The following is a 23911-nucleotide window of genomic DNA, read 5'->3' as shown; positions in this document are numbered from 1 at the left end:
AGAAATAGGGTGGAGCATGCTTGGCCGCTTGCGTCAATGCAAAGGTCTGGTATTATCGGCGCCCTAATTTTACGTGCGGTATTCAACAATGGTGTTGAGTGGCGGCACGCTAGCCCGAGGAATACCCCATGAAAGCCGATATCCATCCAGCGTACGAAACAATCCTGGTAACTTGCAGCTGCGGCAACAAGTTCGAAACTCGTTCGAACCTGTGCAAGCCACTGGGCACCGACGTATGCAACGAGTGCCACCCGTTCTACACCGGTAAGCAGAAGACTCTGGACATTGGCGGTCGTGTTGATCGCTTCAAGACTCGTTTTGGTGCTTTCGGCGCTAAAGCAGCAGCTCCAGCAGCAGAAGCAGAAAAAGCAGCCGAGTAAGGCTGATGACCTTGGGCAGCCTTTTTGGTCTGGCCAGGTTATTGAAAAAGGCGTCCCTCGCGGGCGCCTTTTTTATACCTGCGATTTGGCTTTCGGGGGCACTCGCCGCGCCGCTTTGCCCCGCTCCGGGGGCGCTGACCTATGCTTCGGTGGCGCACGTGTCCGATGGTGACACGCTGCGCCTCGAAGATGGACGCAGTGTGCGCATGATCGGTCTCAACGCGCCGGAGACGGGCAAGAAGGGCCAGTCTGCCGAGCCCTTCGCGGAGGCTGCGCGCAAGCGCCTGCAGACGCTGGTGGCGCAGAGTAATGGCCGTGTCGGGCTGCTCGCGGGCAAGCAGGCTCAGGATCGCTATGGCCGCACCCTGGCCCATGTGTTTGGTGCCGATGGCAGCAACCTTGAAGCCCAATTGCTCGCAGATGGGCTGGGGTACCAAGTGGCGATAGCACCGAATGTCGCATTGCTCGATTGTCAGCAAGCGGCGGAGCGCAGTGCCCGGGCGGCTGGCCTGGGGCTCTGGCGCCAATCGCCAGTGCTTGCAGCGCAACAAATCAGCCGTTCCGGCTTTGCCCTGGTGGGCGGTACGGTCAGTAAGGTGCAGCGCAATCGCGGCGGGCTTTGGATCGATCTGCAGGGTGGTTTGGTATTGCGCATTGCACCCAATCAACTGGCCAATTTCGATCAAAAATCCCTCGCCGGTCTGCAAGGCGCGCAAGTTGAGGCCAGAGGCTGGGTGCTGGACCGCTCGCGGCGCGGAGGGCTAAAGGCTGGGCAGGCGCGCTGGATGTTGCCTTTGACTCATCCGGGAATGTTAAAAGTCGCTGCGCATTAAAAATTGTAGACAATTTTAATCGCATATTGTGAACACTCTAGCCCTTATGGGGCGCGGCTCTTGGCCCAAAGTCGTAAGGCAAAGCCCTTGACACTGCTGACTGGTCAGTCTTGTCGGGACTTTGCGACACGCGTATGCTCGGCGATTCGTCTGTCCAACAGCAAAAAAGCGGAATGCCCACATGTCTGATTTGAAAACCGCCGCTCTCGAATACCATGCCCAGCCCCGTCCAGGGAAACTGAGTGTCGAGCTCACCAAACCTACCGCTACAGCCCGCGATCTAGCGCTGGCTTACAGCCCGGGTGTAGCCGAACCAGTGCGCGAAATCGCCCGCGACCCTGAACTTGCCTACAAATACACTGGCAAAGGCAACCTGGTAGCCGTGATTTCCGATGGCACCGCTATTCTGGGCTTGGGTAACCTCGGCCCATTGGCCTCCAAGCCTGTTATGGAAGGCAAAGGCGTGTTGTTCAAGCGCTTTGCCGGTATCGATGTATTCGATATCGAAGTTGACTCCGAGAGCCCACAGGCTTTCATCGACACCGTAAAACGCATTTCTATTACCTTCGGCGGCATCAACCTCGAAGACATCAAGGCACCTGAGTGCTTTGAGATCGAACGTGCTCTGATCGAGCAGTGCGATATCCCTGTATTCCACGATGACCAGCACGGCACCGCTATCGTGACCGCGGCTGGCATGATCAACGCCCTGGAAATCGCTGGTAAAACCCTGGCTGACGCCAAGATCGTTTGCCTGGGCGCCGGTGCTGCAGCCATCTCCTGCATGAAATTGCTGGTGAGCATGGGCGCAACCATCGAAAACATTTACATGGTTGACCGTACCGGCGTGATCCACTCTGGCCGTGACGACCTGAACCAGTACAAGGCGGTATTCGCCCACGCAACCGAGAAGCGCACCCTGGCTGACGCCATGGACGGCGCGGACGTGTTTGTTGGTCTGTCGGGTCCTAACCTGCTGAGCGCTGAAAACCTGCTGCGTATGGCGCCTAACCCGATCGTGTTCGCGTGCTCGAACCCTGATCCGGAAATCTCCCCGGAACTGGCTCACGCTACCCGTAACGACGTGATCATGGCCACTGGCCGTTCGGACTACCCGAACCAGGTCAACAACGTACTGGGCTTCCCGTTCATCTTCCGTGGTGCTCTGGACGTTCGCGCCAAGCGCATCAACGAAGAAATGAAAATCGCAGCGGCCAACGCACTGCGTGAACTGGCCAAACTGCCAGTGCCACAAGAAGTGTGTGATGCCTACGGCGGTATCAAGCTGGAATTCGGTCGTGAGTACATCATCCCGAAACCAATGGACGCCCGTTTGATCACCCTGATCTCCGATGCCGTGGCCAAAGCCGCTATCGAGACAGGTGTAGCAACTCTGCCGTACCCGAAAAACTACCCGCTGAAAAGCGTGGATGACGTCTTCAACGGTTAATTCCGTATAGCGTCAAAACAAAGCCCTGGCACTGAAAAGTGCCGGGGCTTTTTAGTTTTCGGTGGGATGAGGTCTAAAAATTAATACACATATTCAGAAGAATCTCAGACACATTTAGGAATTGTCTTACATTCATTCCTACAGCTAGCGGTTAGTTTTATCCCCTTGTCTGGGGAGGCTTTGTCCTGAAGTGTGCCCTCAGTGCCTACAGGAATCACCGATGCTCACACCCTCTCGCCAGAAGCATATAAGTCGTACCAGTTTTCAATTGGTTGACGAACAGGGAGCAGGCGAGCCGTATGCCGGGCTGGCCTACGACCTTGTAGACGGTGAAGGAGGCACGCACAGCGGTCATCTGGATGGCGTTGGCCGCGGTGAGGTTGGCAACCTGATCGGCCCCGTTGGCGTCATGTTCAGGCAGTTACATGACGGTAGCCGTGCGGTCTATGCGCGATTACTGGATCGCCCGCACTACCCGCTCAAAATCACCGAGCTTCAGGTCAGGGCCGAGCACACTCGATACCTCAACAAAGGGGGTGTTCGCACGCAGGACAAGCCGGTGTGCATCGATACCGAAACTGACTTCTATCAGGTTGAAGTACGGGATTTGGTCGAGCATGTGTCGCACTTGCCGCCAGCGCTCGATTGCCATTTTGCGCCGCCGCCAAGCCCGTTTGGCGTGTGTCTGGCCAGCGGTCGTCATACGTTGTTGCAAGTCCGCCCCTTACGAGCTTTGCGCCCGCTGCTGTCAACCGACTCACAGTATTGCGCGCTTAATCTCTACCAGTTGGCGTTGCTGGCTACCTTGAGCGATTGCCCCTTTGGTGGCGCCCAAGGCAGGCCGCGTGTGACAACTGCGGATGCGCAACTGAGTATGGGGGATTGGCCGGTCAGCCCAGGGCAAGCCAAGTCCTACTACCCGCTTTATGAAGACGTGGCGTATTCCAGTCGCTTGGAAATCGTGCCGTTTGATCCAGCGTTGTATCCGGCCAATGACCCGCTATCAACAGCAGCACAGGAGACCCCGGCCTCTATTCATTTCAGCGGTGAGATTCGTTTTGGGACAAAAGGCACCGAGATGCAAATCTTTGTGACCCACAACGAGGAAGTCATATTGATTGCCGTTCGTGGCATCTGCCCCTGGTCCGAGTTCTCGGGGGGTGCGGATGCACTTCAAGTGCCCTTTGCAGAGGGGGAGGGCAAGGTGCATAGCGGGTTTTACGACGCTGCCAGGCAGGCTTATGACTTTGCTGGCGCTTACCTGGACAAATTCTACGCCGGGCAAAAAGTCCTGGTTTGTGGTCATAGCCAGGGTGGGGCCGTTGGCTTGCTTCTTTCACAAATGCTGCGTCTGCGCCGGGATTACGATGTACTGCTCTATACCTATGGTGCGCCTCGTGCAGCGGACGCGACTTTTGTCAGCGCGGCGCATGGTCTGGTGCACCAGCGCATGGTTAACCACAACGACCCGATTCCCAGTGTTCCGGGGAGCTGGATGAACAACCGGTTGACGGCGTACTGCGCCGTCACGATGTTCACCTTTACCCATGTGCCCGCAGGGTTTGGGGTGTTTGTGGCGGGTTTGAGTCATTTGTTCGGCGAGCCGTACCAGCATCACGGCACCTTGCGCCACTTTATGCCGGTGGAGTTCGGTCATGGGCAGGTCTCGCACCTCATCTGGGGGCCTCTCAGTGAAACCATCACCCAGCAGGCATTAAGCCATGCGGTGTTCGAGCAAAAAGCTGCTGTGCCGGAACCGGACGGGCTTCTTGGGCAGTTGGTCGACGTAGGTCAGCAGTTTATGGTCGACAGTTATATTCCCAGTTGCTGGGCAGTGCTGCGACGAAGCCAGCAAGCGCTCACGTTCCGGCGTTCGCTGGTAACAGAGCGGGAGGTGTTATTCGTTGATCAGGCGCTTGAGCACATCGCGCAACAACTGCGCACTCGCTATCGCGAACAGATGACGTGCACGGGCTGCAGTTTTGAAGAGCAGGTGCGAGTAATGAACTTGCTGATGCGGGAGATGAGCAGCGTCGACAAGACCCGAAAGCAGTTATACAAGCTGAGGTTTACGGTGCCCAGCCTGGCAGATGTGTATGGCCGGTTTGCGCTGCAGCCTGAGGTCTTGGCTGAAAGCCTGATGCGCTGGGAGGCCCACAGCGAAAGCACCCGAATGGATCAACTGGCGATGGCGCCGGTTGATGAGTTGCTCGAAGACAGCCTGCCCATGGAATATATGCTCGCCTTGGAAGCAAGCTGCCAGTTGCACTGCAACTGACAGCTTGTCGGACTCTTGGTTAGAAGAGGTCGATAGGTGCGCCATCATCGGCCGGCAGCGGGCTACCCGGCGCTACGCTGTTGCCCAGCTCGCTGTTGGTCGGTGGCGTGTCTTCGCTCTTGAACAACTCGAAGTAGGCGCCAGGCGTGCCGGGTGAAGCAATACGGCCGCTGGTAGGGTCGATCCGCAGGCTGAGGATGCCTTCGGGCTCGGCCTGGGTGTGAGCAGGTTTGCCTTTGAGCGCACCGCCCATGTAGGTCATCCAGATCGGCAGGGCCACAGTACCGCCGTACTCGCGACGACCCAGGCTTTCGGGTTGGTCGAAGCCGGTCCAAACGGTGGTCACGTAATCGGCGTTGTAGCCGGAGAACCACGCATCCTTGGATTCGTTGGTAGTACCGGTTTTACCTGCCAGGTCGGTGCGGCCCAGCGCCAGAGCGCGACGGCCGGTACCTAGCTTGATTACGTCCTGCAGCATGCTGGTGAGAATGTAGGTGGTGCGACCGTCGACAATGCGCTCGGCTACCGCTTGTGTCTCTACGGTAGGCAGGCCGGGTGCAGCGTTGATGGTGTCGATGGTCAGCGCTGCAGCTTCTGGTGGCACGTCTTTGCTGGCGCCTTTAGGCACGCTTGGCGGGTTGGCCACGAACAGCGTGTCGCCGTTGCGGCTTTCGATCTTGTCGATCAAGTACGGCGTGATTTTGTACCCGCCGTTGGCGAACGTGCTCCAGCCGGTGGCAATCTCCATCGGGGTCAAGGTTGCAGTACCCAGGGCCAGCGACAGATTGCGTGGCAGGTCCTGCTTGTTGAAACCGAACTTGCTGATGTAGTCGATGGTGCGATCGACGCCCAGGCTTTGCAGCAAGCGGATAGAGACCAGGTTACGTGACTTGTATAGCGCTTCACGTACACGGATCGGGCCGAGGAAGGTGTTGGTGTCGTTCTTCGGGCGCCAGACCTTGTCCAGATACTCGTCGACAAACACGATCGGCGCATCGTTGACCAGGGTGGCGGCGGTGTAGCCGTTGTCCAGGGCGGCGCTATAAATGAACGGTTTGAAGCTTGAGCCGGGTTGGCGTTTGGCCTGCATCGCACGGTTGTAGTTGCTCTGCTCGAACGCGAAACCTCCGACCAGCGAGCGAATGGCGCCGTTGTCCGGGTCAAGCGATACCAGTGCGCCTTGTACCGTGGGCACTTGGCTGAACTTGTAGCTGCCATCGGTTTGCGGTTGTACGCGAATCAGGTCGCCGACTTGCACGACATCCGAAGGCTGTTTGGGCATTGGGCCCATGCTGTTGGTATTGAGGAACTTGCGCGCCCATTTCATGGTGTTCCACGAAACGTGGGCTTCGCCGGAGCGGGTCAGTACCTGCAGGCCGTCCTTGTCGACCTGGGTCACGATTGCCGGTTCCAGGCCGCTGATCGGCCGTTGCTTGGTCAGTTCGTGAGTCCATACAGCCAGGGTCTTGCCGGTAAAGCGCGACTCCGGGCCACGGTAGCCGTGGCGCTGGTCGTAGGCAATCAGGCCTTCATGAACAGCAGTGTTGGCCAGCTCCTGGAGGTTGCTTGGCACTGTGGTGGTGACGCGGAAACCTTCGGTATAAGCCTCGCTGCCGTAGCGTCCGACCATCTCGGCGCGGGCCATTTCAGCGATGTAAGGAGCGCTGACTTCGGGGGTTGGCACGTGGTAGCTGGCGTCGACAGGCTCTGCGATGGCGGCTTCGTAGCTGGCCTGGTCAATCTTGCCCAGCTTGTACATGCGGCCCAGGATCCAGTCGCGACGTTCTTTGCTGCGCACCGGGTTGGCCAGCGGGTTAAAGCGCGAAGGGGCCTTGGGCAGACCGGCAATCATTGCCATCTGCGCCAGGCTGATGTCGCGGATCGACTTGCCGTAGTAAACCTGTGCCGCGGACTCGATACCGTAAGCGCGGTTGCCCAGGTAAATCTTGTTCACATACAACTCAAGGATTTCGTCCTTGGTCAGCTCACGTTCGATTTCCAGGGCCAGCAGGATTTCGTTGGTTTTGCGTGAAAAGCTCCGCTCGCTGGAGAGGAAATAGTTCTTCGCCACCTGCATGGTGATGGTGCTACCGCCTGATTGTATGTGTCCGCTTTTTACCAACTGGGTAGCGGCACGCATCAGGCTACTGGGATCGACCCCGTAATGATTGGCGAAGTTGTCATCTTCCGCGGAGAGCAGGGCATTGATGAAATTGGGCGGAATGTCGGCGAATTTGATCGGTGAGCGGCGCATTTCGCCAAACTCCGCGATCAATTTTCCGTCGCTGGTATAGACCCGCAAAGGAATCTGCAACTGGATGCTTCTCAACGACTCTACGGACGGCAAGCCAGGACTAAGATAGAGAAACGCGCCGCTCAACACGAGCAACAGCCCGCAGAATATGGCAACGAAAGACCACCCGAAAAACTTCAGCAGACGAATCAAGGCTTTTGGATTTCCAGATTAAGAAATGGGTTTGCACGTCAGGGTAGTGCGCAGTTGCGCCGGGTCGACGATACGGAAAAAAACGCCCGGCATTATAAGCATTTTTCGCTCATGAACGTCATGAGCCGCATGTCAGAACAGGTTTTGAACGGATCTCATTTTTTACCCTCCGTAAGTTACGGATTGCATTAGGGAAAACAAAAGTGCCCGGATTATTTCCTCAAGTACGCCATCGGTACGTAGGTATCGATATCAGCCCGCAAGCGATCAAGTTCGTCGAACTGAGCCGTTCGCAGGGTGCGTTCAAGCTGCAAGCCTATGCCATTGAACCGCTGCCAGCCGGGCTTGCGGATGATCAGACCGGCGCTGAGCCGAAAAGTGTCGTGCAAGTGCTGCTCAAGGCGCTGGCAGAAGCTGCAGTGGTGGCGCGTGATGCGGCAGTGGCGATCCCCGACGGGCGGCTCATCTGTAAAACCCTTGAGGTAGAGGCGGGCTTGAGCGAAGTCGAACTTGAACTGCATGTACGTCTTGAGGCTGAGCAATACGTGCCTTATGCCCTTGAAGACGTGGCGCTGGATTTCGAGGTTCAAGGCAATTCATCGAGTCATCCCGCACGGGTTAACGTGCACATGGTGGCGTGCCGTCAGGAGGCACTTGAGTGGTATCGGTCGGTCTTGAGTGATGTTGGATTGAACCTGCGAGTGGTTGCTGTCCAATCCCATGCCATGGCCCGCGGTGTGGACGCCATGGTCTCTGGGCTGGCATTGCAGGGGGCGGTGGCGGTGGTCGACTGTGCGACCCACACAACTCAGCTGAGCATTGTGCAACAGGGCGAGGTGATCTACTCCAGCGAGCTGCTTTTTGGGCATGCCACTGCCGGGGTGCAAGCATTCCAAAGCACGCTCGTTCAACACCTGGAGCGCGGGCTTGAGCTGTTTGTCGAGTCCGGTATTAAAGGGGTGGTCAGCATGATTGTGCTGGCTGGCGAGGCAGTATCGAGTCCGGGGACAAGTCAGTGGGTCGAGGATCGGCTTGGCGTGCCGACACGCACCGCCAATCCCTTTTTGGCCATGAGCCTTAACCCCGCGCTCGCACCTGAAACCTTGCTTTGTCATGCCCCGGTGCTGTTGACTGCCTGCGGTCTGGCCTTGAGAGGGTTTGATTGATGGCAAAAATCAATTTGCTGCCCTGGCGCGCGTTGTTGCGTGAAAGGCGGCGCAAGCGGTTTTTGATGGTGTTGGCGGTCTTGTCGGTGGTGGCAGTGGCCGGAGTGTTTGCGGCTGACCATTTTATCGACGGTCTGGTAGAGCAGCAGCTGGAGCGCAATGATCTGATCCGCAGCGCCACGTTTCAGCTGGACGGTCGTGCGGAGCAAATCGACCAGTTGAAGGTGCGACGCGAGCAGTTGCTTGAGCGCATGCAAACAATCGGGATGCTGCAGAGCAGTCGCTCGAGCAGCGGGATCATTTTGGAGCAGCTAGCACGCAGTTTGCCGGATGGCGTGCATTTCACCGACGTGAAAATGACAGAGGGCAACATTGTGATCACCGGGGTTGCCCAGTCCAACAACCTGGTCGCGCAACTGATGCGAAATCTGGATGCTTCGCATTGGCTGGAAACCCCTGAACTGATCGACGTCAAGGCAGGTCCTGCTCATGATGGGGAACATGTGCGGCAGTTTCAGTTGACGGTGCGTGAAGCGCGGCATACGCCTGCTGGCGGTCAGCTGTGAACGCTGCTGACTGGCTGATGAGCTTGCGCAGTATCGACCTGCGGGAACTGGATTTTGCAAGCGTGGGTGCGTGGTCCTCACGCCGCAAAACTGCTGTGGCGCTGCTGTGGTTGAGCCTGTTGCTGGTGCTGGGCTACCTCCTGTTCCTGCTGTCGTCGACTACCCGACTGCAACAGCAGGCTGAGGCTCAAGTCGCACTCAAAACTGCGTTTGAATCCAGGGTTGCACAGGTTGCGAACCTGGATGCCTATGTAATTCAACTGCACGATCTGGAAGCTGCTTTTAGCGCAATGCTGAAACAATTGCCTGCTCAGGCTCAGGTGCCCGGTTTGCTTGATCAGGTTTCGCAACTGGGCAAGGCAAATGGTCTGCTCATTGAACGTATCCAGTGGTTGCCCGAAGTACTCCAGCCGTTTTATGCCGAGTTGCCGCTACAGATGACCCTCGCTGGTGGCTATCACGAGTTGGGGCTCTTCGTCAGTGCCATGGCGAGCTTGCCGCGCATTGTCACCCTGCATGACTTCGCGCTTGCGCCGCTCAATGGTACTGGGGACGGCCAACTGCGTATGACACTGCTGGCCAGGACCTACCGCACCCACGATCAAGGACTGATCCCATGAGTGTTTGCGTTCGACTATTGGGCATCGGATTGCTGGCCGGGTTAGCCGGGTGTGATGGCGTACAGGATACGGTCGAACTCAAGAGGTATTTGCAGGCCGCGCAGGCGCTTCCGGGCAGCACCATAGTTCCTGTTCCCGGTGTCAAAGCTCCGCAGGTGTTTACGTACGAGGCGATGGCACTGCGTAACCCTTTTCAGGCTGCGCCTGGGGGTGGCGCTGGCAGTTGGCAGGTAAGCCTTGCCGGAGATGAGCTTGACGTTGGCCGGGCTAGGCAATTTCTGGAGGGTTTCGACCTTGAGCAATTCGAGATGGTCGGGACGCTGTCCAATGATCTGCAGGCTAACGCTCTGCTGCGGGCCAATGGCGTCATTCACCGGTTGAAAGTAGGCGATTATCTGGGCCGAAACAACGGTCAGATTGCCTCGATTGAAGCGACTTTCGTTGAAGTGTTTGAAGTGATTTCTGATGGTCAGGGCGGTTGGCTGGAAAGATCCCTGACTATCCCTTTGAAGCTGCAGTCTTAACGGATTAAACACCATGAAAAGGATTTTACCGGTCTGCGTACTGGCGCTATGGAGTGCGCTGAATTCGCAGTCAACACTGGCGCTGGTACAGGCCGCCCCCTCCTCAGTCGCCACGAACCCGCCGTATGTGGGCGAGAAAATGTCCCTGAACTTTCAGAATGTGGAAGTACGCACAGTGCTTCAGCTACTGGCAGATTTTACCGGGTTTAACCTGGTGGTCAGCGACGCCGTGCAAGGCAGCATTACGCTCAACTTGCAGGATGTACCGTGGGATCAGGCGCTGGATCTGGTACTTGAAAGCAAGGATTTGGGTAAACGCCTTGAGGGCAATGTGTTGCGCATAGCGCCTGCTGAGCACCTCGCGGCCCGCGCGCAGCATGACCTTGCGCCTTTGCGTCGAGAGCTGGTGCAGGTCAATTACGCCAAGGCGGTAGATCTCGTCAGGTTGTTCCAGTCGGTGACCGCCACTCAGCCCGGTATCAACGGGCAGGGCACGATCACGGTGGATGAGCGCACCAATAACATCATTGCCTTTGAGTCGGGCGAGCGGCTGGATGAGTTACGGCGCATCGTGGCCCAACTGGATGTGCCAGTACGTCAGGTGATGATCGAGGCCAGGATTGTTGAGGCGGGCGTGGACTTCGAGAAAAGCCTGGGAGTGAGTTGGGGCGGGACCTTACGCAGAGGCGGTAACTGGAATGCTGGCGGCATTACCCGGTCTGCTGCGTCAGGGGGTGCGCCTGACAACATGAATGCGCCCTTTGTGGACCTGGGGGTTTCGGGCAATACCTCGGGATTGGGCATTGCCTTTATCACCAACAACGTACTGTTGGACCTGGAGCTGACGGCCATGGAAAAAACCGGCAATGGCGAAATCATCTCTCAGCCCAAAGTGGTTACTTCAGACAAAGAGACCGCCAAAATCCTTAAAGGCACCGAAATCCCCTATCAGGAGACCAGCGCAAGCGGGGCCACCTCGGTGTCGTTCAAGGAAGCGTCGCTGTCGCTGGAGGTGACGCCGCAAATCACCCCGGACAATAGCGTCATCATGGATGTCATCGTGACCAAGGATGAGCCCGATTACATGAACAGGATCCAGGATGTGCCACCAATCAAGAAGAACGAAGTCAGGGCCAAGGTGCTGGTCAAGGACGGTGAAACCATCGTGATTGGGGGAGTGTTCTCAAATACTCAAAGCAAAGTAATAGATAAAGTGCCATTTTTAGGCGATCTGCCGTATGTTGGCCAACTTTTCCGTAAAGACGTTGTCCTGGAAAAAAAATCCGAACTGCTGGTGTTCCTGACTCCGCGTATCATGAACAACCAGGCGATTGCTGTGAGTCATTGATTCTGTGCGAAATTTGATTCTTGTTGGGCCAATGGGGGCTGGAAAAAGCACCATCGGACGTTTGCTGGCCAAAGAGCTGCACCTGCCGTTCAAAGATTCCGATAAGGAAATTGAAGTGCGCACGGGTGCCAATATCCCGTGGATCTTCGATAAAGAAGGTGAACCGGGCTTCCGCGATCGTGAAACAGCCATGATCGTCGAGCTATGCCATGAAAATGGCATTGTGCTGGCGACCGGTGGTGGCGCGGTGATGCGTCCGCAAAACCGTCAGGCGCTCCGCAATGGCGGGCGCGTGGTGTACTTGCATGCCTCTATCGAACAGCAGGTTGCTCGTACCTCGCGGGACCGCAACCGGCCTCTGTTGCGCAACGCCAACCCGGAAAAAATCCTGCGTGATCTGTTGGCCCTGCGTGATCCGCTTTATCGAGAAATCGCCGATCTGGTGGTCGAAACCGATGAGCGGCCGCCGCGCATGGTGGTTCTGGATATTCTCGAGCGTCTGGCGCAGCTTTCTCCCCGGTAGCCGCTGACGAGGGACGAGGCTGCGACTACCAGGTACTGCGCAGGCCATTAAAGTGCGATACGAAATGCGCTATTCTCGGCGCCGGGCATGCATTTTACGGTATGCCATCACTTGATAATTGCGAAGCAGGCCGCCAGCGTCCTGCTTCAACGCGGGGATTCATGCAGACAGTGAAGGTTGATCTAGGCGAGCGTAGCTACCCGATTCATATTGGCGAAGGTTTGTTGGATCAGCCGCAGTTGCTGGCCCCGCACATCGCTGGTCGCCAAGTGGCGATTGTGACCAACTCAACGGTCGCGCCACTCTATCTTGAGCGTCTGACTCGCAGCCTCGCGCAGTTCTCGGTCGTACCGATTATCTTGCCTGATGGCGAATCGTTCAAAAATTGGGAAACCCTGCAGCTGATTTTCGATGGCCTGCTGACGGCGCGCCACGATCGACGCACCACCGTGATTGCACTGGGCGGCGGCGTGGTGGGTGACATGGCCGGTTTTGCCGCAGCCTGTTATCAGCGCGGTGTTGATTTCATCCAAGTGCCGACTACCTTGCTGTCCCAGGTCGATTCGTCGGTGGGCGGTAAAACCGGGATCAACCACCCGCTGGGTAAAAACATGATCGGTGCTTTCTATCAGCCCAACCTGGTGCTGATAGATACCCAGACCCTCAACACCCTCCCTGCCCGCGAACTGTCTGCGGGGCTGGCCGAAGTTATCAAGTACGGCCTGATTTGCGATGAGCCGTTCCTGACCTGGCTTGAAGACAACATGGACGCGCTGCGTGCGCTGGATCAGGTCGCCCTGACTGCCGCCATTCAACGCTCGTGCGCGGCCAAGGCTGAAGTGGTCGGCGCCGATGAGCGCGAGACGGGCGTGCGTGCCACCCTCAACCTCGGCCATACCTTTGGCCATGCCATCGAAACTCATATGGGTTACGGCGTATGGCTGCATGGCGAAGCCGTGGCAGCCGGCACCGTGATGGCGCTGGAAATGTCCGCCCGTTTGGGCTGGATCAGCGATGCAGAGCGTGATCGCGGAATTAGGATCTTTCAGCGTGCCGGCTTGCCTGTAGTGCCGCCCACCGAAATGACGCCAGCCGACTTCATGCAACACATGGCAGTTGATAAAAAAGTGATCGACGGTCGTATTCGGCTGGTGCTGTTGCGCCACATGGGCGAAGCCACAGTGACTGACGATTATCCACAAGAGGTTCTACAAGCCACGCTGGGTGCGGATTACCGCGCGCTGGCTCAGCTTAAAGGTTAATAAGATCCTGATGACTAGTTTGCATGCCGACGAGGCGTTCCTCGGTCACTTCCAGCTCAACCACGACCCCTTTGCACCACGGGTTCCGGGTTTCAAATTTTTCCCTGCCCAGCGCAAGCCGGTGCTTGGGCAATTGCACCACCTTGCCCGCTACAGCCAGTTGCTTTTAGTCGTTGCCGGCCCTGAAGGCAGCGGCAAGACTTTGCTGCGTCAGGCGTTGGTGGCAAGTACCAACAAGCAGTCGGTACAGAGCGTTGTGGTCTCGGCGCGAGGGGCTGGCAATGCTGCCGGTATCTTGCAGCAGGTGGCACAAACGCTGAACGTTGCGCGACCCGATGTGGGTTCCATTCTGGCGCAAGTGGTGCAATTGGCGCTGACCGGGCAAGAAGTCTACTTGCTGGTCGATGACGCCGAGCAGTTGGACGAGTCCGCGCTGCAAGCATTGTTGGCGCTGGCTGCGGGTGCGCCTGAAGGCCGTCCGCATGTGTTCCTGTTCGGTGAGCCGTCAATGATTGCCGGGCTTGAGGAACTGAGCGCTGATGAAGAGCGCTTCCATGTAATCGATTTGCAGCCCTATACCCTTGATGAAACCCGCGAGTATCTGGCTCAGCGTCTCGAAGGTGCCGGGGCTGGAATCGAACTCTTTAGCGCTCAGCAGATCTCAGATATACACGAGAGCTCCGAAGGCTGGCCTGGCACTATCAACCAGGTTGCCCGCGATGCGATGATCGAAGCCATGATTGCCAGCCGCTCAGCGGTCAAGCGTCCAAGTATGGGGTTCAAAATGCCGAAGAAACACGTATTGGCCATTGGTGCAGTAGTGGTAGTGGCCGTAGCTGCTGCCTTTTTGATTCCGGGTCGCAGCAAGGCGCCTACCGCGCCAGGTGCTGAACAAACACAATTGGGGCAAGCCTCGCCGAATAGCGGTGGCAAACCGTCGGTTGATTTCGCAGGCTCTTCCCAGCCGATGCCATTGCCGCTGGTTGGGCAATCGCAGCCGGTCATGCGCGGCCCGCTGGCAGAAGCAGCCGGTGGGATCGCGGAAGGCGATGATGGCGGTGTGCCTGCGGTCGACGGCGGCGTTGCTTCGCCACCTACCGTGACCACCACTGCGCCACCGGTTGGCGTGCCATCGGGCCCTGCGCCTGTGGCAGCACCGCGTCCAACCCCAGCACCCACCGTTGCTGTGGCCAAGCCTGCTCCGGTCGCCAAACCTGCCCCAGCCCCGGCCGCCAAGCCTGTGGTCAAGCCTGTCGAGAAGCCGGTCACCCTGGCCAAGGCCGCACCGGGCGGCAGCTGGTACTCCAGCCAGCCTGCCAACAACTATGTGGTGCAGATCGTAGGCACCAGCTCTGAAGCGTCTGCGCAAAATGTCGCTAAAGAACTGGGCGGTGAAGCTCGCTACTTCAAGAAATCCTTGAATGGCAAGCCGCTGTACGTTGTCACCTACGGCAACTTCCCAAGCCATGCCGCAGCAACTGCGGCAATCAAGAACTTGCCAGCGAAGACACAGGCTGGTAAACCTTGGCCTCGCACTGTCGCCAGCGTTCAACAAGAACTGGCTGCAGCTCGCTGATGATCCGGTGACCTTACCCAGGTCGCCTTTCCAGCACTCCAACATTCCTGCTAGAGCATGCGGCTTTTGAGCCGTGTGCCTTGTGGTGTCTGCGCCGCGCGACGGTCAACATCAAAAAATGTTTTGACTAGCACGGCTAATCGCTTTAAACATTCACAAACGCGACATTAAATTTCATTTAATCGGCGCTAAATTTGTGAGCCTTTATGGCGGTGTGTAGAATGACCACCCTTTTGCCCCTGCCAAGCTGGCGTACGTTCAGCGTGGGGAGCAAGTGGTTGAATTAAAAGAAATTTGCCCCTTTTTGGGGCAGCCTGGTGAGAAAGTGTCTATGAAAGCAGGTCTGTACCACCCCGATGAATTCAAGGATAACTGTGGTTTCGGCCTGATTGCCCATATGCAGGGCGAACCTAGTCATACCCTCCTGCAAACCGCCATTGAAGCCCTGACCTGCATGACCCACCGCGGTGGGATCAACGCAGACGGCAAGACCGGTGACGGTTGTGGCCTGCTGATTCAAAAGCCTGATGTGTTCTTGCGCGCAACCGCCAAGGAACAGTTCGGCGCAGATTTGCCCAAGCAATACGCGGTCGGCATGGTGTTTTTCAACCAGGACCCGATCAAGGCCGAAGCGGCCCGCACTAACATGAACAGCGAAATCCTGGCGGCTGGCCTGCAATTGGTGGGCTGGCGCAAGGTGCCAATCGATACCAGCGTTCTGGGCCGTCTGGCACTGGAGCGTTTGCCGCAGATCGAGCAAGTGTTTATCGCAGGCGATGGCCTGAGCGATCAGGACATGGCGATCAAACTGTTCAGCGCCCGCCGCCGTTCTTCGGTGAGCAACGCGGCTGACACCGATCACTACATCTGCAGCTTTTCCCACAAGACCATCATTTATAAAGGCCTGATGATGCCGGCGGATCTCACCGCCTTCTATCCGGACCTGAGCGATGAGCGCCTGCAAACCGCAATCTGCGTGTTCCACCAGCGCTTCTCCACCAACACCCTGCCGAAGTGGCCGCTGGCTCAGCCATTCCGCTTTCTCGCCCACAACGGCGAGATCAACACCATCACCGGCAACCGCAACTGGGCCCAGGCCCGTCGCACCAAGTTTGCCAACGACCTGATCGGCGACCTCGACGAGCTCGGGCCGCTGGTTAACCGTGTGGGTTCCGACTCCTCCAGCATGGACAACATGCTGGAGCTGATGGTCACCGGCGGTATCGACCTGTTCCGTGGCGTGCGCATGCTGATTCCACCTGCGTGGCAGAACGTTGAAACCATGGACCCCGATCTGCGGGCGTTCTATGAGTACAACTCCATGCACATGGAGCCGTGGGACGGCCCGGCTGGCGTAGTAATGACCGACGGTCGTTACGCGGTCTGCCTGCTCGACCGTAACGGCTTGCGCCCGGCGCGTTGGGTGACAACCACCAATGGCTACATCACCATCGCTTCGGAAATCGGCGTATGGGACTACAAGCCTGAAGACGTGATCGCCAAAGGCCGTGTCGGCCCTGGCCAGATCCTCGCCGTGGACACCGAAACCGGTCAGGTACTGGACACCGACTCCATCGACAACCGCTTGAAGTCGCGCCACCCGTACAAACAGTGGCTGCGCAAGAATGCCCTGCGCATCCAGGCCACCATCGACGACCATGACCACGGTTCGGCGTTTTACGACGTTGATCAGCTCAAGCAATACATGAAGATGTATCAGGTCACGTTCGAAGAGCGCGACCAGGTGCTGCGCCCGTTGGGTGAGCAAGGTTACGAAGCCGTAGGCTCGATGGGTGACGACACGCCAATGGCCGTGCTGTCCCAGCGCGTACGTACGCCATATGACTACTTCCGCCAGCAGTTCGCGCAGGTGACCAACCCGCCGATCGACCCGCTGCGTGAAGCTATCGTCATGTCGCTGGAGATCTGCCTCGGTGCCGAGCGCAACATTTTCCAGGAGTCGCCGGAGCACGCCTCCCGTGTGATTCTCAGTTCGCCAGTGATCTCGCCTGCCAAGTGGCGCTCGCTGATGAACCTCGACCTGCCGGGTTTTGAGCGTCAGATCATCGACCTCAACTACGACGAAAGCGTCGGCCTTGAAGCGGCCGTGCGTAATATCGCCGATCAGGCCGAAGAGGCTGCACGCGCTGGCCGTACCCAGATCGTGCTGAGTGACCGTCATATCGCGCCGGGCAAGCTGCCGGTTCACGCCTCGCTGGCTGTGGGCGCTGTGCATCACCGTCTGACCGAGAAAGGCCTGCGTTGCGACAGCAACATCCTGGTCGAAACCGCGACCGCCCGTGACCCGCATCACTTTGCGGTGCTGATCGGTTTCGGTGCCTCGGCGGTGTACCCGTTCCTGGCCTACGAAGTGCTGGGCGACCTGATCCGTACCGGTGAAGTGCTGGGCGACCTCTATGAGGTGTTCAAGAACTACCGCAAAGGCATCACCAAAGGCCTGCTCAAGATCCTGTCGAAGATGGGCATCTCGACCATTGCCTCGTACCGCGGTGCGCAGCTGTTCGAAGCCATCGGCCTGTCCGAAGAAATTTGCGACCTGAGCTTCCGTGGCGTGCCAAGCCGCATCAAGGGTGCCCGTTTCGTTGACCTTGAAGCCGAGCAAAAACTGCTGGCGGCCGAAGCCTGGAGCGCGCGCAAGCCGATCCAGCAAGGCGGCCTGCTCAAGTATGTGCACGGTGGCGAATACCACGCCTACAACCCGGACGTGGTAGCTACCCTACAAGCCGCTGTGCAGCAGGGCGACTACAGCAAGTTCAAGGAATACACCGCTCTGGTCGACAAGCGCCCGGTGTCGATGATCCGCGACCTGTTCAAGGTCAAGACCCTCGATACGCCGCTGTCCATCGACGACATCGAACCGCTGGACTCGATCCTCAAGCGTTTCGACTCGGCTGGTATCTCGTTGGGCGCACTGTCGCCAGAAGCCCACGAAGCCCTGGCCGAAGCCATGAACCGTTTGGGCGCACGCTCCAACTCCGGTGAAGGCGGCGAAGACCCTGCGCGTTACGGCACCATCAAAAGCTCGAAAATCAAGCAAGTGGCCACTGGCCGTTTCGGTGTAACCCCGGAATACCTGGTCAACGCCGAAGTGCTGCAAATCAAGGTGGCCCAAGGCGCCAAGCCGGGCGAGGGCGGGCAACTGCCAGGCGGCAAGGTCAACGGTCTGATCGCCAAGCTGCGTTATGCCGTACCCGGCGTGACCCTGATTTCGCCACCGCCGCACCACGACATCTATTCCATCGAAGACTTGTCGCAGCTGATCTTTGACCTCAAACAGGTCAATCCGAAAGCGCTGGTATCGGTGAAGCTGGTAGCTGAAGCGGGCGTAGGCACCATCGCTGCTGGCGTGGCCAAGGCCTATGCCGACCTGATCACCATCTCCGGCTATGACGGCGGCACTGGCGCATCGCCATTGACCTCCATCAAGTACGCGGGCGCACCGTGGGAGCTGGGCCTGGCTGAAACCCACCAGACCCTGCGCGGCAACGACCTGCGCGGCAAAGTGCGGGTACAGACCGACGGCGGCCTGAAAACCGGCCTCGACGTGATCAAGGCGGCGATCCTGGGTGCTGAAAGCTTCGGTTTCGGGACTGCACCGATGATTGCGCTGGGTTGCAAATATCTGCGTATTTGCCACCTCAATAACTGCGCTACCGGCGTTGCGACCCAGAACGAATCGCTGCGTAAAAACCACTACATCGGCACCGTCGACATGGTGGTCAACTTCTTCACCTACGTGGCCGAAGAAACTCGCGAATGGCTGGCCAAGCTGGGCGTGCGCACTCTCGAAGAGCTGATCGGGCGTACCGACCTGCTGGAAATTCTGCAGGGCGAAACCGCCAAACAGCACAACCTGGACCTGACGCCCCTGCTGGGCAGCGACCATATCCCGGCCGACAAGCCACAGTTCTGCCAAGTAGAGCGCAACCCGCCATTCGACAAAGGCCTGCTGGCCGAGAAGATGGTCGAGCTGGCGACTTCAGCCATCAACGACATGAGCGGTGCCGAGTTCTCGCTCGATATCTGCAACTGCGACCGTTCGATCGGTGCCCGTATCTCGGGTGAAATCGCCCGTGCCCACGGCAACCAGGGCATGGCCAAAGCACCGATCACGTTCCGCTTCAAAGGCACTGCAGGTCAGAGCTTTGGTGTGTGGAACGCCGGTGGTTTGAACATGTACCTGCAAGGCGATGCCAACGACTACGTAGGCAAAGGCATGACTGGTGGCAAGCTGGTGATAGTGCCGCCAACAGGCAGCATTTACAAAACCCAGGACAGCGCGATTGTCGGCAACACCTGCCTGTACGGCGCAACCGGCGGCAAATTGTTTGCGGCTGGTACGGCGGGTGAGCGTTTCGCAGTGCGTAACTCCGGTGCTCACACCGTGGTTGAAGGCACAGGCGATCACTGCTGCGAATACATGACAGGCGGTTTCGTCTGCGTATTGGGCAAAACCGGTTACAACTTCGGCTCGGGCATGACCGGCGGTTTCGCCTACGTGCTGGATCAGGACAACACTTTCGTCGACAAGGTTAACCACGAACTGGTGGAAATCCAGCGGATCAGTGGCGAAGCGATGGAGGCCTACCGTAATCACCTGCAACACGTGCTGGACGAATACGTTGAGGAAACCAACAGCGAGTGGGGTCGCAACCTCTCGGAAAACCTCGATGACTACCTGCGTCGGTTCTGGATGGTCAAGCCTAAGGCTGCCAGCTTGAAATCGTTGCTTTCCAGCATCCGTGCCAACCCGCAGTGATATGCGCCTGAAAAGTTTGATGAGGTTTTAACCATGGCTGAACGTCTGAGTAACGACTTCCAGTTCATCGATGTCGGGCGCAAAGATCCGAAGAAGAAACTGTTACGTCAACGCAAAAAAGAGTTCGTGGAAATTTACGAACCCTTCAAACCCCAGCAGTCTGCCGATCAGGCTCACCGCTGCCTGGGTTGCGGCAACCCGTACTGTGAATGGAAATGCCCTGTGCATAACTTCATTCCCAACTGGCTCAAGCTGGTGGCCGAGGGCAATATCCTCGCTGCCGCTGAGCTGTCGCACCAGACCAACACCCTTCCCGAAGTGTGTGGCCGGGTGTGCCCGCAAGACCGCTTGTGCGAGGGTGCTTGCACCCTGAACGACGGTTTTGGCGCAGTGACCATCGGCTCGGTCGAGAAATACATCACCGATACCGCGTTCGCTATGGGCTGGCGCCCGGACATGTCCAAGGTGGTGCCGACCGGCAAACGTGTGGCGATCATCGGCGCGGGCCCTGCGGGCCTGGGCTGTGCCGACGTGCTGGTACGTGGCGGCGTGACCCCGGTGGTCTTCGACAAGAACCCGGAAATCGGCGGTCTGCTGACCTTCGGCATCCCGGAGTTCAAGCTGGAAAAAACCGTACTGAGCCACCGTCGCGAAGTGTTCACCGGCATGGGTATCGAGTTCCGTCTCAATACCGAAATCGGCAAGGACATCAGCATGGAACAGCTGCTGGCCGAATACGACGCGGTCTTTATGGGCATGGGCACCTACACCTACATGAAAGGTGGTTTTGCCGGTGAAGACCTGCCGGGCGTGCACGATGCGCTGGATTTCCTGATCGCCAACGTCAACCGCAATCTGGGCTTTGAAAAGTCGCCGGAAGACTTCGTCGACATGAAAGGCAAAAAAATTGTGGTGCTCGGTGGTGGCGACACGGCCATGGACTGCAACCGCACTTCGATTCGTCAGGGCGCCAAATCGGTGACCTGTGCCTATCGTCGTGACGAAGCCAACATGCCGGGCTCGCGTAAAGAGGTGAAAAACGCCAAGGAAGAGGGCGTTAAATTCCTCTACAACCGTCAGCCGATCGCCATTGTTGGTGAAGGCAAGGTTGAAGGCGTGAAGGTTGTCGAGACCCGTCTCGGCGAACCGGATGCCCGTGGCCGTCGTAGCCCGGAGCCGATTCCGGGTTCCGAAGAGATCATCGCGGCAGACGCCGTGATCATCGCGTTTGGCTTTCGTCCGAGCCCGGCGTCATGGTTCGACCAGTTCGAGATCCAGACCGACAGCCAGGGCCGCGTGATTGCGCCCGAGCAGTCGCAGTTCAAGCACCAGACCAGCCACCCGAAGATTTTTGCCGGTGGTGACATGGTGCGCGGATCTGACCTGGTGGTAACCGCGATCTTCGAAGGCCGTACTGCGGCTGAAGGGATCATGGATTACCTGGGCGTCTAGCCCAATCCCCCTGTGGGAGCGGGCTTGCCCGCGATGGGATCAACTCGGTCTGCTGATCAATCGAGTTATCTGTATCGCGAGCAAGCCCGCTCCCACAGTTGTTTCACGGTGTTGCCAAATACGGCGTTACACCGCGACAAATCGCCCCGATAGATAAAAGGCACGGCACTTGCCGTGCCTTTTGCGTCCGTCTCTGAGAAAATGCCCCCACTTTTTTCACGGATGCTGACATGACTGTTCTCAAGAATGACCGTTTCCTTCGCGCTTTGCTCAAGCAACCCGTAGACGTAACGCCTGTCTGGATGATGCGTCAGGCCGGTCGCTACCTGCCGGAGTACCGTGCCAGCCGCGCCAAGGCCGGCGATTTCATGAGCCTGTGCAAGAACGCCGAATTCGCCTGTGAAGTCACCATGCAGCCTCTGGACCGCTTCCCGCAGCTGGATGCGGCCATCCTGTTCTCCGATATCCTGACCATCCCCGATGCCATGGGCCAAGGCCTGTACTTCGAAACTGGTGAAGGTCCACGCTTCAAAAAAGTCGTCAGTACCTTGGCCGACATCGAAGCGCTGCCGATTCCTGATCCACAAAAAGACCTTGGCTACGTGATGAACGCAGTCAGCACCATCCGCAAGGAACTCAATGGTCGCGTGCCGCTGATCGGCTTCTCCGGCAGCCCGTGGACTTTGGCCACCTACATGGTCGAAGGCGGCTCGTCCAAGGACTTCCGCAAAACCAAGGCCATGCTCTACGACACTCCGCAAGCCATGCACTTGCTGCTCGACAAGCTGGCGCAGTCGGTGACCTCGTACCTCAACGGCCAGATCCTGGCCGGTGCGCAAGCGGTACAAATTTTCGATACCTGGGGCGGTAATCTGTCGTCGGCGGCCTATCAGGAATTCTCCCTGGCCTATATGCGCAAAATCGTCAGCGGCCTGATCCGCGAGCACGAAGGTCGCAAAGTGCCGGTCATTCTGTTCACCAAAAACGGCGGCCTGTGGCTTGAAAGCATTGCCGACGTTGGCGCTGACGCGTTGGGCCTGGACTGGACCTGCGACCTGGGCGAAGCCCGCAAGCGTGTGGGCAGCAAGGTTGCGCTGCAAGGCAACATGGACCCGACCGTGCTCTACGCCAACCCGGAAGCGATCCGCACCGAGGTCAAGCGCATCCTGGCCAGCTACGGCAACGGTTCGGGCCATGTGTTCAACCTGGGTCACGGCATCACCCCGGAAGTGAAGCCTGAACATGCTGGCGCCTTTATCAGCGCCGTGCATGAATTTTCGGGGCAATATCACCAGTAATCTGGCGGTATAAAAAAAGCCCGGTTCTCATTCACGAGAACCGGGCTTTTTTGTGGGCGATCAGGCGTTTTTGCTATTGCCTGGCAACACGGGCAATTTGGCCAGGTGCAGCGCCACCAGCAGCGCAACCACCAGCAAACCGCCGATAAACAGGCCGATACCGTTCCAGCCCGCAAGGTGCCAAAAAACGCCGCCCAAGGTCCCGGCCACACTCGACCCAGCGTAATAACTGAACAGGTACAACGACGAGGCCTGCCCCTTGGCCTTGGTCGCGCGGCGGCCAATCCAGCTACTGGCCACCGAGTGCGCGCCGAAGAAGCCGAAGGTGAACAGCAGCATGCCGATCACCACGAAGGCGATGGGTTCGAGCATGGTCAGTGCGATCCCTGCCAGCATCAGCACAATCACTGCCCACAGCACTTTGCGTCGTCCCAGTCGGTCGGCCAGCGCGCCAATCTGCGCCGAGCTGTAAATACCCGACAGATAGACAATCGACAGCAAGCCGACCACGGCCTGATTCATGTTGTATGGATCGGCCAGCAGACGATAACCGATGTAGTTGAACAGCGTCACAAAGCTGCCCATCAGCAAGAACGCTTCCAGAAACAGCCACGGCAAACCGGCATCGCGAAAGTGCATGGTGAAACCGTCCAGCAGGCTGCGCGGGTTCATGGCCCGTGGGCGGAAGTTGCGCGATTCGGGCAGGATTTTCACAAACACCATAGCTGCGACCAGCGCCAGAGCGCCGATCACCAACATCGCCGTGTGCCAACTCACAAAGTCGATCAACACACCGCTGATCAAGCGTCCGCTCATCCCGCCAATCGCGTTACCGCCGATGTACAAACCCATCGCCAGGCCGATGTGTTGCGGGTGAATCTCCTCACTCAAGTAAGTCATCGCCACTGCCGCCAGGCCGCTGAGCGACAAGCCCACTAGCGCCCGTGTAATCAGCACTCCTTCCCAGGTAGGCATCATCGCGCTGAGCAAGGTAAACGCAGCAGCGGAAAACAGCGCAAACACCATCACTGGCTTGCGCCCGAAGGCATCGGAAATCGGCCCGGTAATCAGTAAGCCAATAGCCAACATCGCCGTGGCCACCGACAGAATCAGACTGCTTTGCGCCGCGTTGATTCCGTATTCATGGGACAGCACCGGCATCATGGGTTGCACGCAATACAGCAGCGCAAAGGTCGCAAAGCCGCCCGAGAACAGCGCCAGCACCGTGCGCATAAACATCGGCGTGCCTTTCTCGATAAACACGTCATTGAGTTGAGCGACAACATCATCCAGCGCCGAAGGCGGGATTTCGTGGGCGAGTGGGGCAACAGCAGTTTTCACGAGGGACCTCAAAAAAGCGTAAAGCCGAGCGGCAATGGCAAAAGAATATAGGTGGCTAACGATTCTTT

17 protein-coding genes are annotated in these 23911 nt (G+C 58.0%); 15 read left to right on the top strand and 2 right to left on the bottom strand.

Translation table 11 applies throughout. The features are described 5' to 3' along the window. Positions 1-128 precede the first annotated feature (128 nt). The 4 genes from rpmE (at position 129) to V6L79_RS01375 (ending at position 4941) form a co-directional block, all read left to right on the top strand. The gene (rpmE, locus tag V6L79_RS01390; protein WP_019825265.1) at positions 129-380 is read left to right on the top strand and encodes a 50S ribosomal protein L31; all 252 of its coding nucleotides are present in this window, start codon (positions 129-131) and stop codon (positions 378-380) included. Between the two features lie 5 nt (positions 381-385). Continuing rightward, a complete protein-coding gene (locus V6L79_RS01385) occupies positions 386-1213 on the top strand; it encodes a thermonuclease family protein (RefSeq protein ID WP_338579718.1) in 828 nt (275 codons plus the stop codon). A 181-nt stretch (positions 1214-1394) separates the two neighbouring features. Next, positions 1395-2663: a malic enzyme-like NAD(P)-binding protein gene (locus tag V6L79_RS01380; RefSeq protein ID WP_261740080.1), complete on the top strand. Its 1269-nt coding sequence runs from the start codon at positions 1395-1397 to the stop codon at positions 2661-2663. Positions 2664-2883: 220 nt separating this feature from the next. Continuing rightward, on the top strand, positions 2884-4941 hold the full coding sequence (locus V6L79_RS01375; RefSeq protein ID WP_338579717.1) for a lipase family protein: 2058 nt from the start codon (positions 2884-2886) through the stop codon (positions 4939-4941). Between the two features lie 19 nt (positions 4942-4960). Here V6L79_RS01375 and V6L79_RS01370 read toward each other — a convergent pair whose 3' ends face one another. Beyond that, on the bottom strand, positions 4961-7384 hold the full coding sequence (locus V6L79_RS01370; RefSeq protein WP_395247092.1) for a penicillin-binding protein 1A: 2424 nt from the start codon (positions 7382-7384) through the stop codon (positions 4961-4963). A 206-nt stretch (positions 7385-7590) separates the two neighbouring features. Here V6L79_RS01370 and pilM point away from each other — a divergent pair, with 206 nt between their 5' ends. From pilM to hemE, 11 genes are all read left to right on the top strand, one after another. Further along, positions 7591-8553: a type IV pilus assembly protein PilM gene (pilM, locus tag V6L79_RS01365; RefSeq protein ID WP_338579716.1), complete on the top strand. Its 963-nt coding sequence runs from the start codon at positions 7591-7593 to the stop codon at positions 8551-8553. Beyond that, the gene (locus V6L79_RS01360) at positions 8553-9119 is read left to right on the top strand and encodes a PilN domain-containing protein (protein WP_321834950.1); all 567 of its coding nucleotides are present in this window, start codon (positions 8553-8555) and stop codon (positions 9117-9119) included. The genes pilM and V6L79_RS01360 overlap by 1 nt, the downstream gene beginning before the upstream one ends. Beyond that, positions 9116-9739 (top strand): type 4a pilus biogenesis protein PilO, encoded by a 624-nt coding sequence (locus tag V6L79_RS01355; RefSeq protein ID WP_338579715.1) that lies wholly within the window; start codon positions 9116-9118, stop codon positions 9737-9739. Before V6L79_RS01360 ends, V6L79_RS01355 begins: the two co-directional genes overlap by 4 nt. After that, on the top strand, positions 9736-10263 hold the full coding sequence (locus V6L79_RS01350; RefSeq protein ID WP_261740074.1) for a pilus assembly protein PilP: 528 nt from the start codon (positions 9736-9738) through the stop codon (positions 10261-10263). Before V6L79_RS01355 ends, V6L79_RS01350 begins: the two co-directional genes overlap by 4 nt. 13 nt (positions 10264-10276) lie before the next feature. Then, positions 10277-11611 (top strand): type IV pilus secretin PilQ family protein, encoded by a 1335-nt coding sequence (locus tag V6L79_RS01345; RefSeq protein WP_338579714.1) that lies wholly within the window; start codon positions 10277-10279, stop codon positions 11609-11611. A gap of 4 nt (positions 11612-11615) precedes the next feature. Continuing rightward, a complete protein-coding gene (aroK, locus tag V6L79_RS01340) occupies positions 11616-12134 on the top strand; it encodes a shikimate kinase AroK (protein WP_261740073.1) in 519 nt (172 codons plus the stop codon). A gap of 161 nt (positions 12135-12295) precedes the next feature. Beyond that, on the top strand, positions 12296-13396 hold the full coding sequence (gene aroB / locus V6L79_RS01335) for a 3-dehydroquinate synthase (RefSeq protein WP_261740072.1): 1101 nt from the start codon (positions 12296-12298) through the stop codon (positions 13394-13396). A 10-nt stretch (positions 13397-13406) separates the two neighbouring features. Next, entirely contained in the window at positions 13407-14972 is a 1566-nt protein-coding gene (locus V6L79_RS01330) for an SPOR domain-containing protein (RefSeq protein ID WP_261740071.1), read from the top strand. 331 nt (positions 14973-15303) lie between these two features. Next, positions 15304-19752 (top strand): glutamate synthase large subunit, encoded by a 4449-nt coding sequence (gene gltB, locus V6L79_RS01325; RefSeq protein WP_338579713.1) that lies wholly within the window; start codon positions 15304-15306, stop codon positions 19750-19752. A gap of 33 nt (positions 19753-19785) precedes the next feature. Continuing rightward, positions 19786-21204: an FAD-dependent oxidoreductase gene (locus V6L79_RS01320; protein WP_261740069.1), complete on the top strand. Its 1419-nt coding sequence runs from the start codon at positions 19786-19788 to the stop codon at positions 21202-21204. Between the two features lie 230 nt (positions 21205-21434). After that, positions 21435-22502 carry a uroporphyrinogen decarboxylase gene (gene hemE / locus V6L79_RS01315; RefSeq protein WP_261740068.1) on the top strand — a complete coding sequence of 356 codons (1068 nt, stop codon included), beginning with the start codon at positions 21435-21437 and terminating at the stop codon, positions 22500-22502. A gap of 60 nt (positions 22503-22562) precedes the next feature. On the opposite strand, the gene V6L79_RS01310 is transcribed toward hemE, so the two are convergent. After that, complete coding sequence (locus V6L79_RS01310) at positions 22563-23741, bottom strand: MFS transporter (RefSeq protein ID WP_405046637.1); 1179 nt, start codon at positions 23739-23741, stop codon at positions 22563-22565. Between the last annotated feature and the right edge of the window lie 170 nt (positions 23742-23911).

This window comes from Pseudomonas sp. ML2-2023-6 (assembly GCF_037055265.1).
Lineage (GTDB): Bacteria > Pseudomonadota > Gammaproteobacteria > Pseudomonadales > Pseudomonadaceae > Aquipseudomonas > Aquipseudomonas kulmbachensis.
Note: the sequence above shows the minus strand (reverse complement) of the source record. Positions and strands in the feature narration are given on the sequence as shown.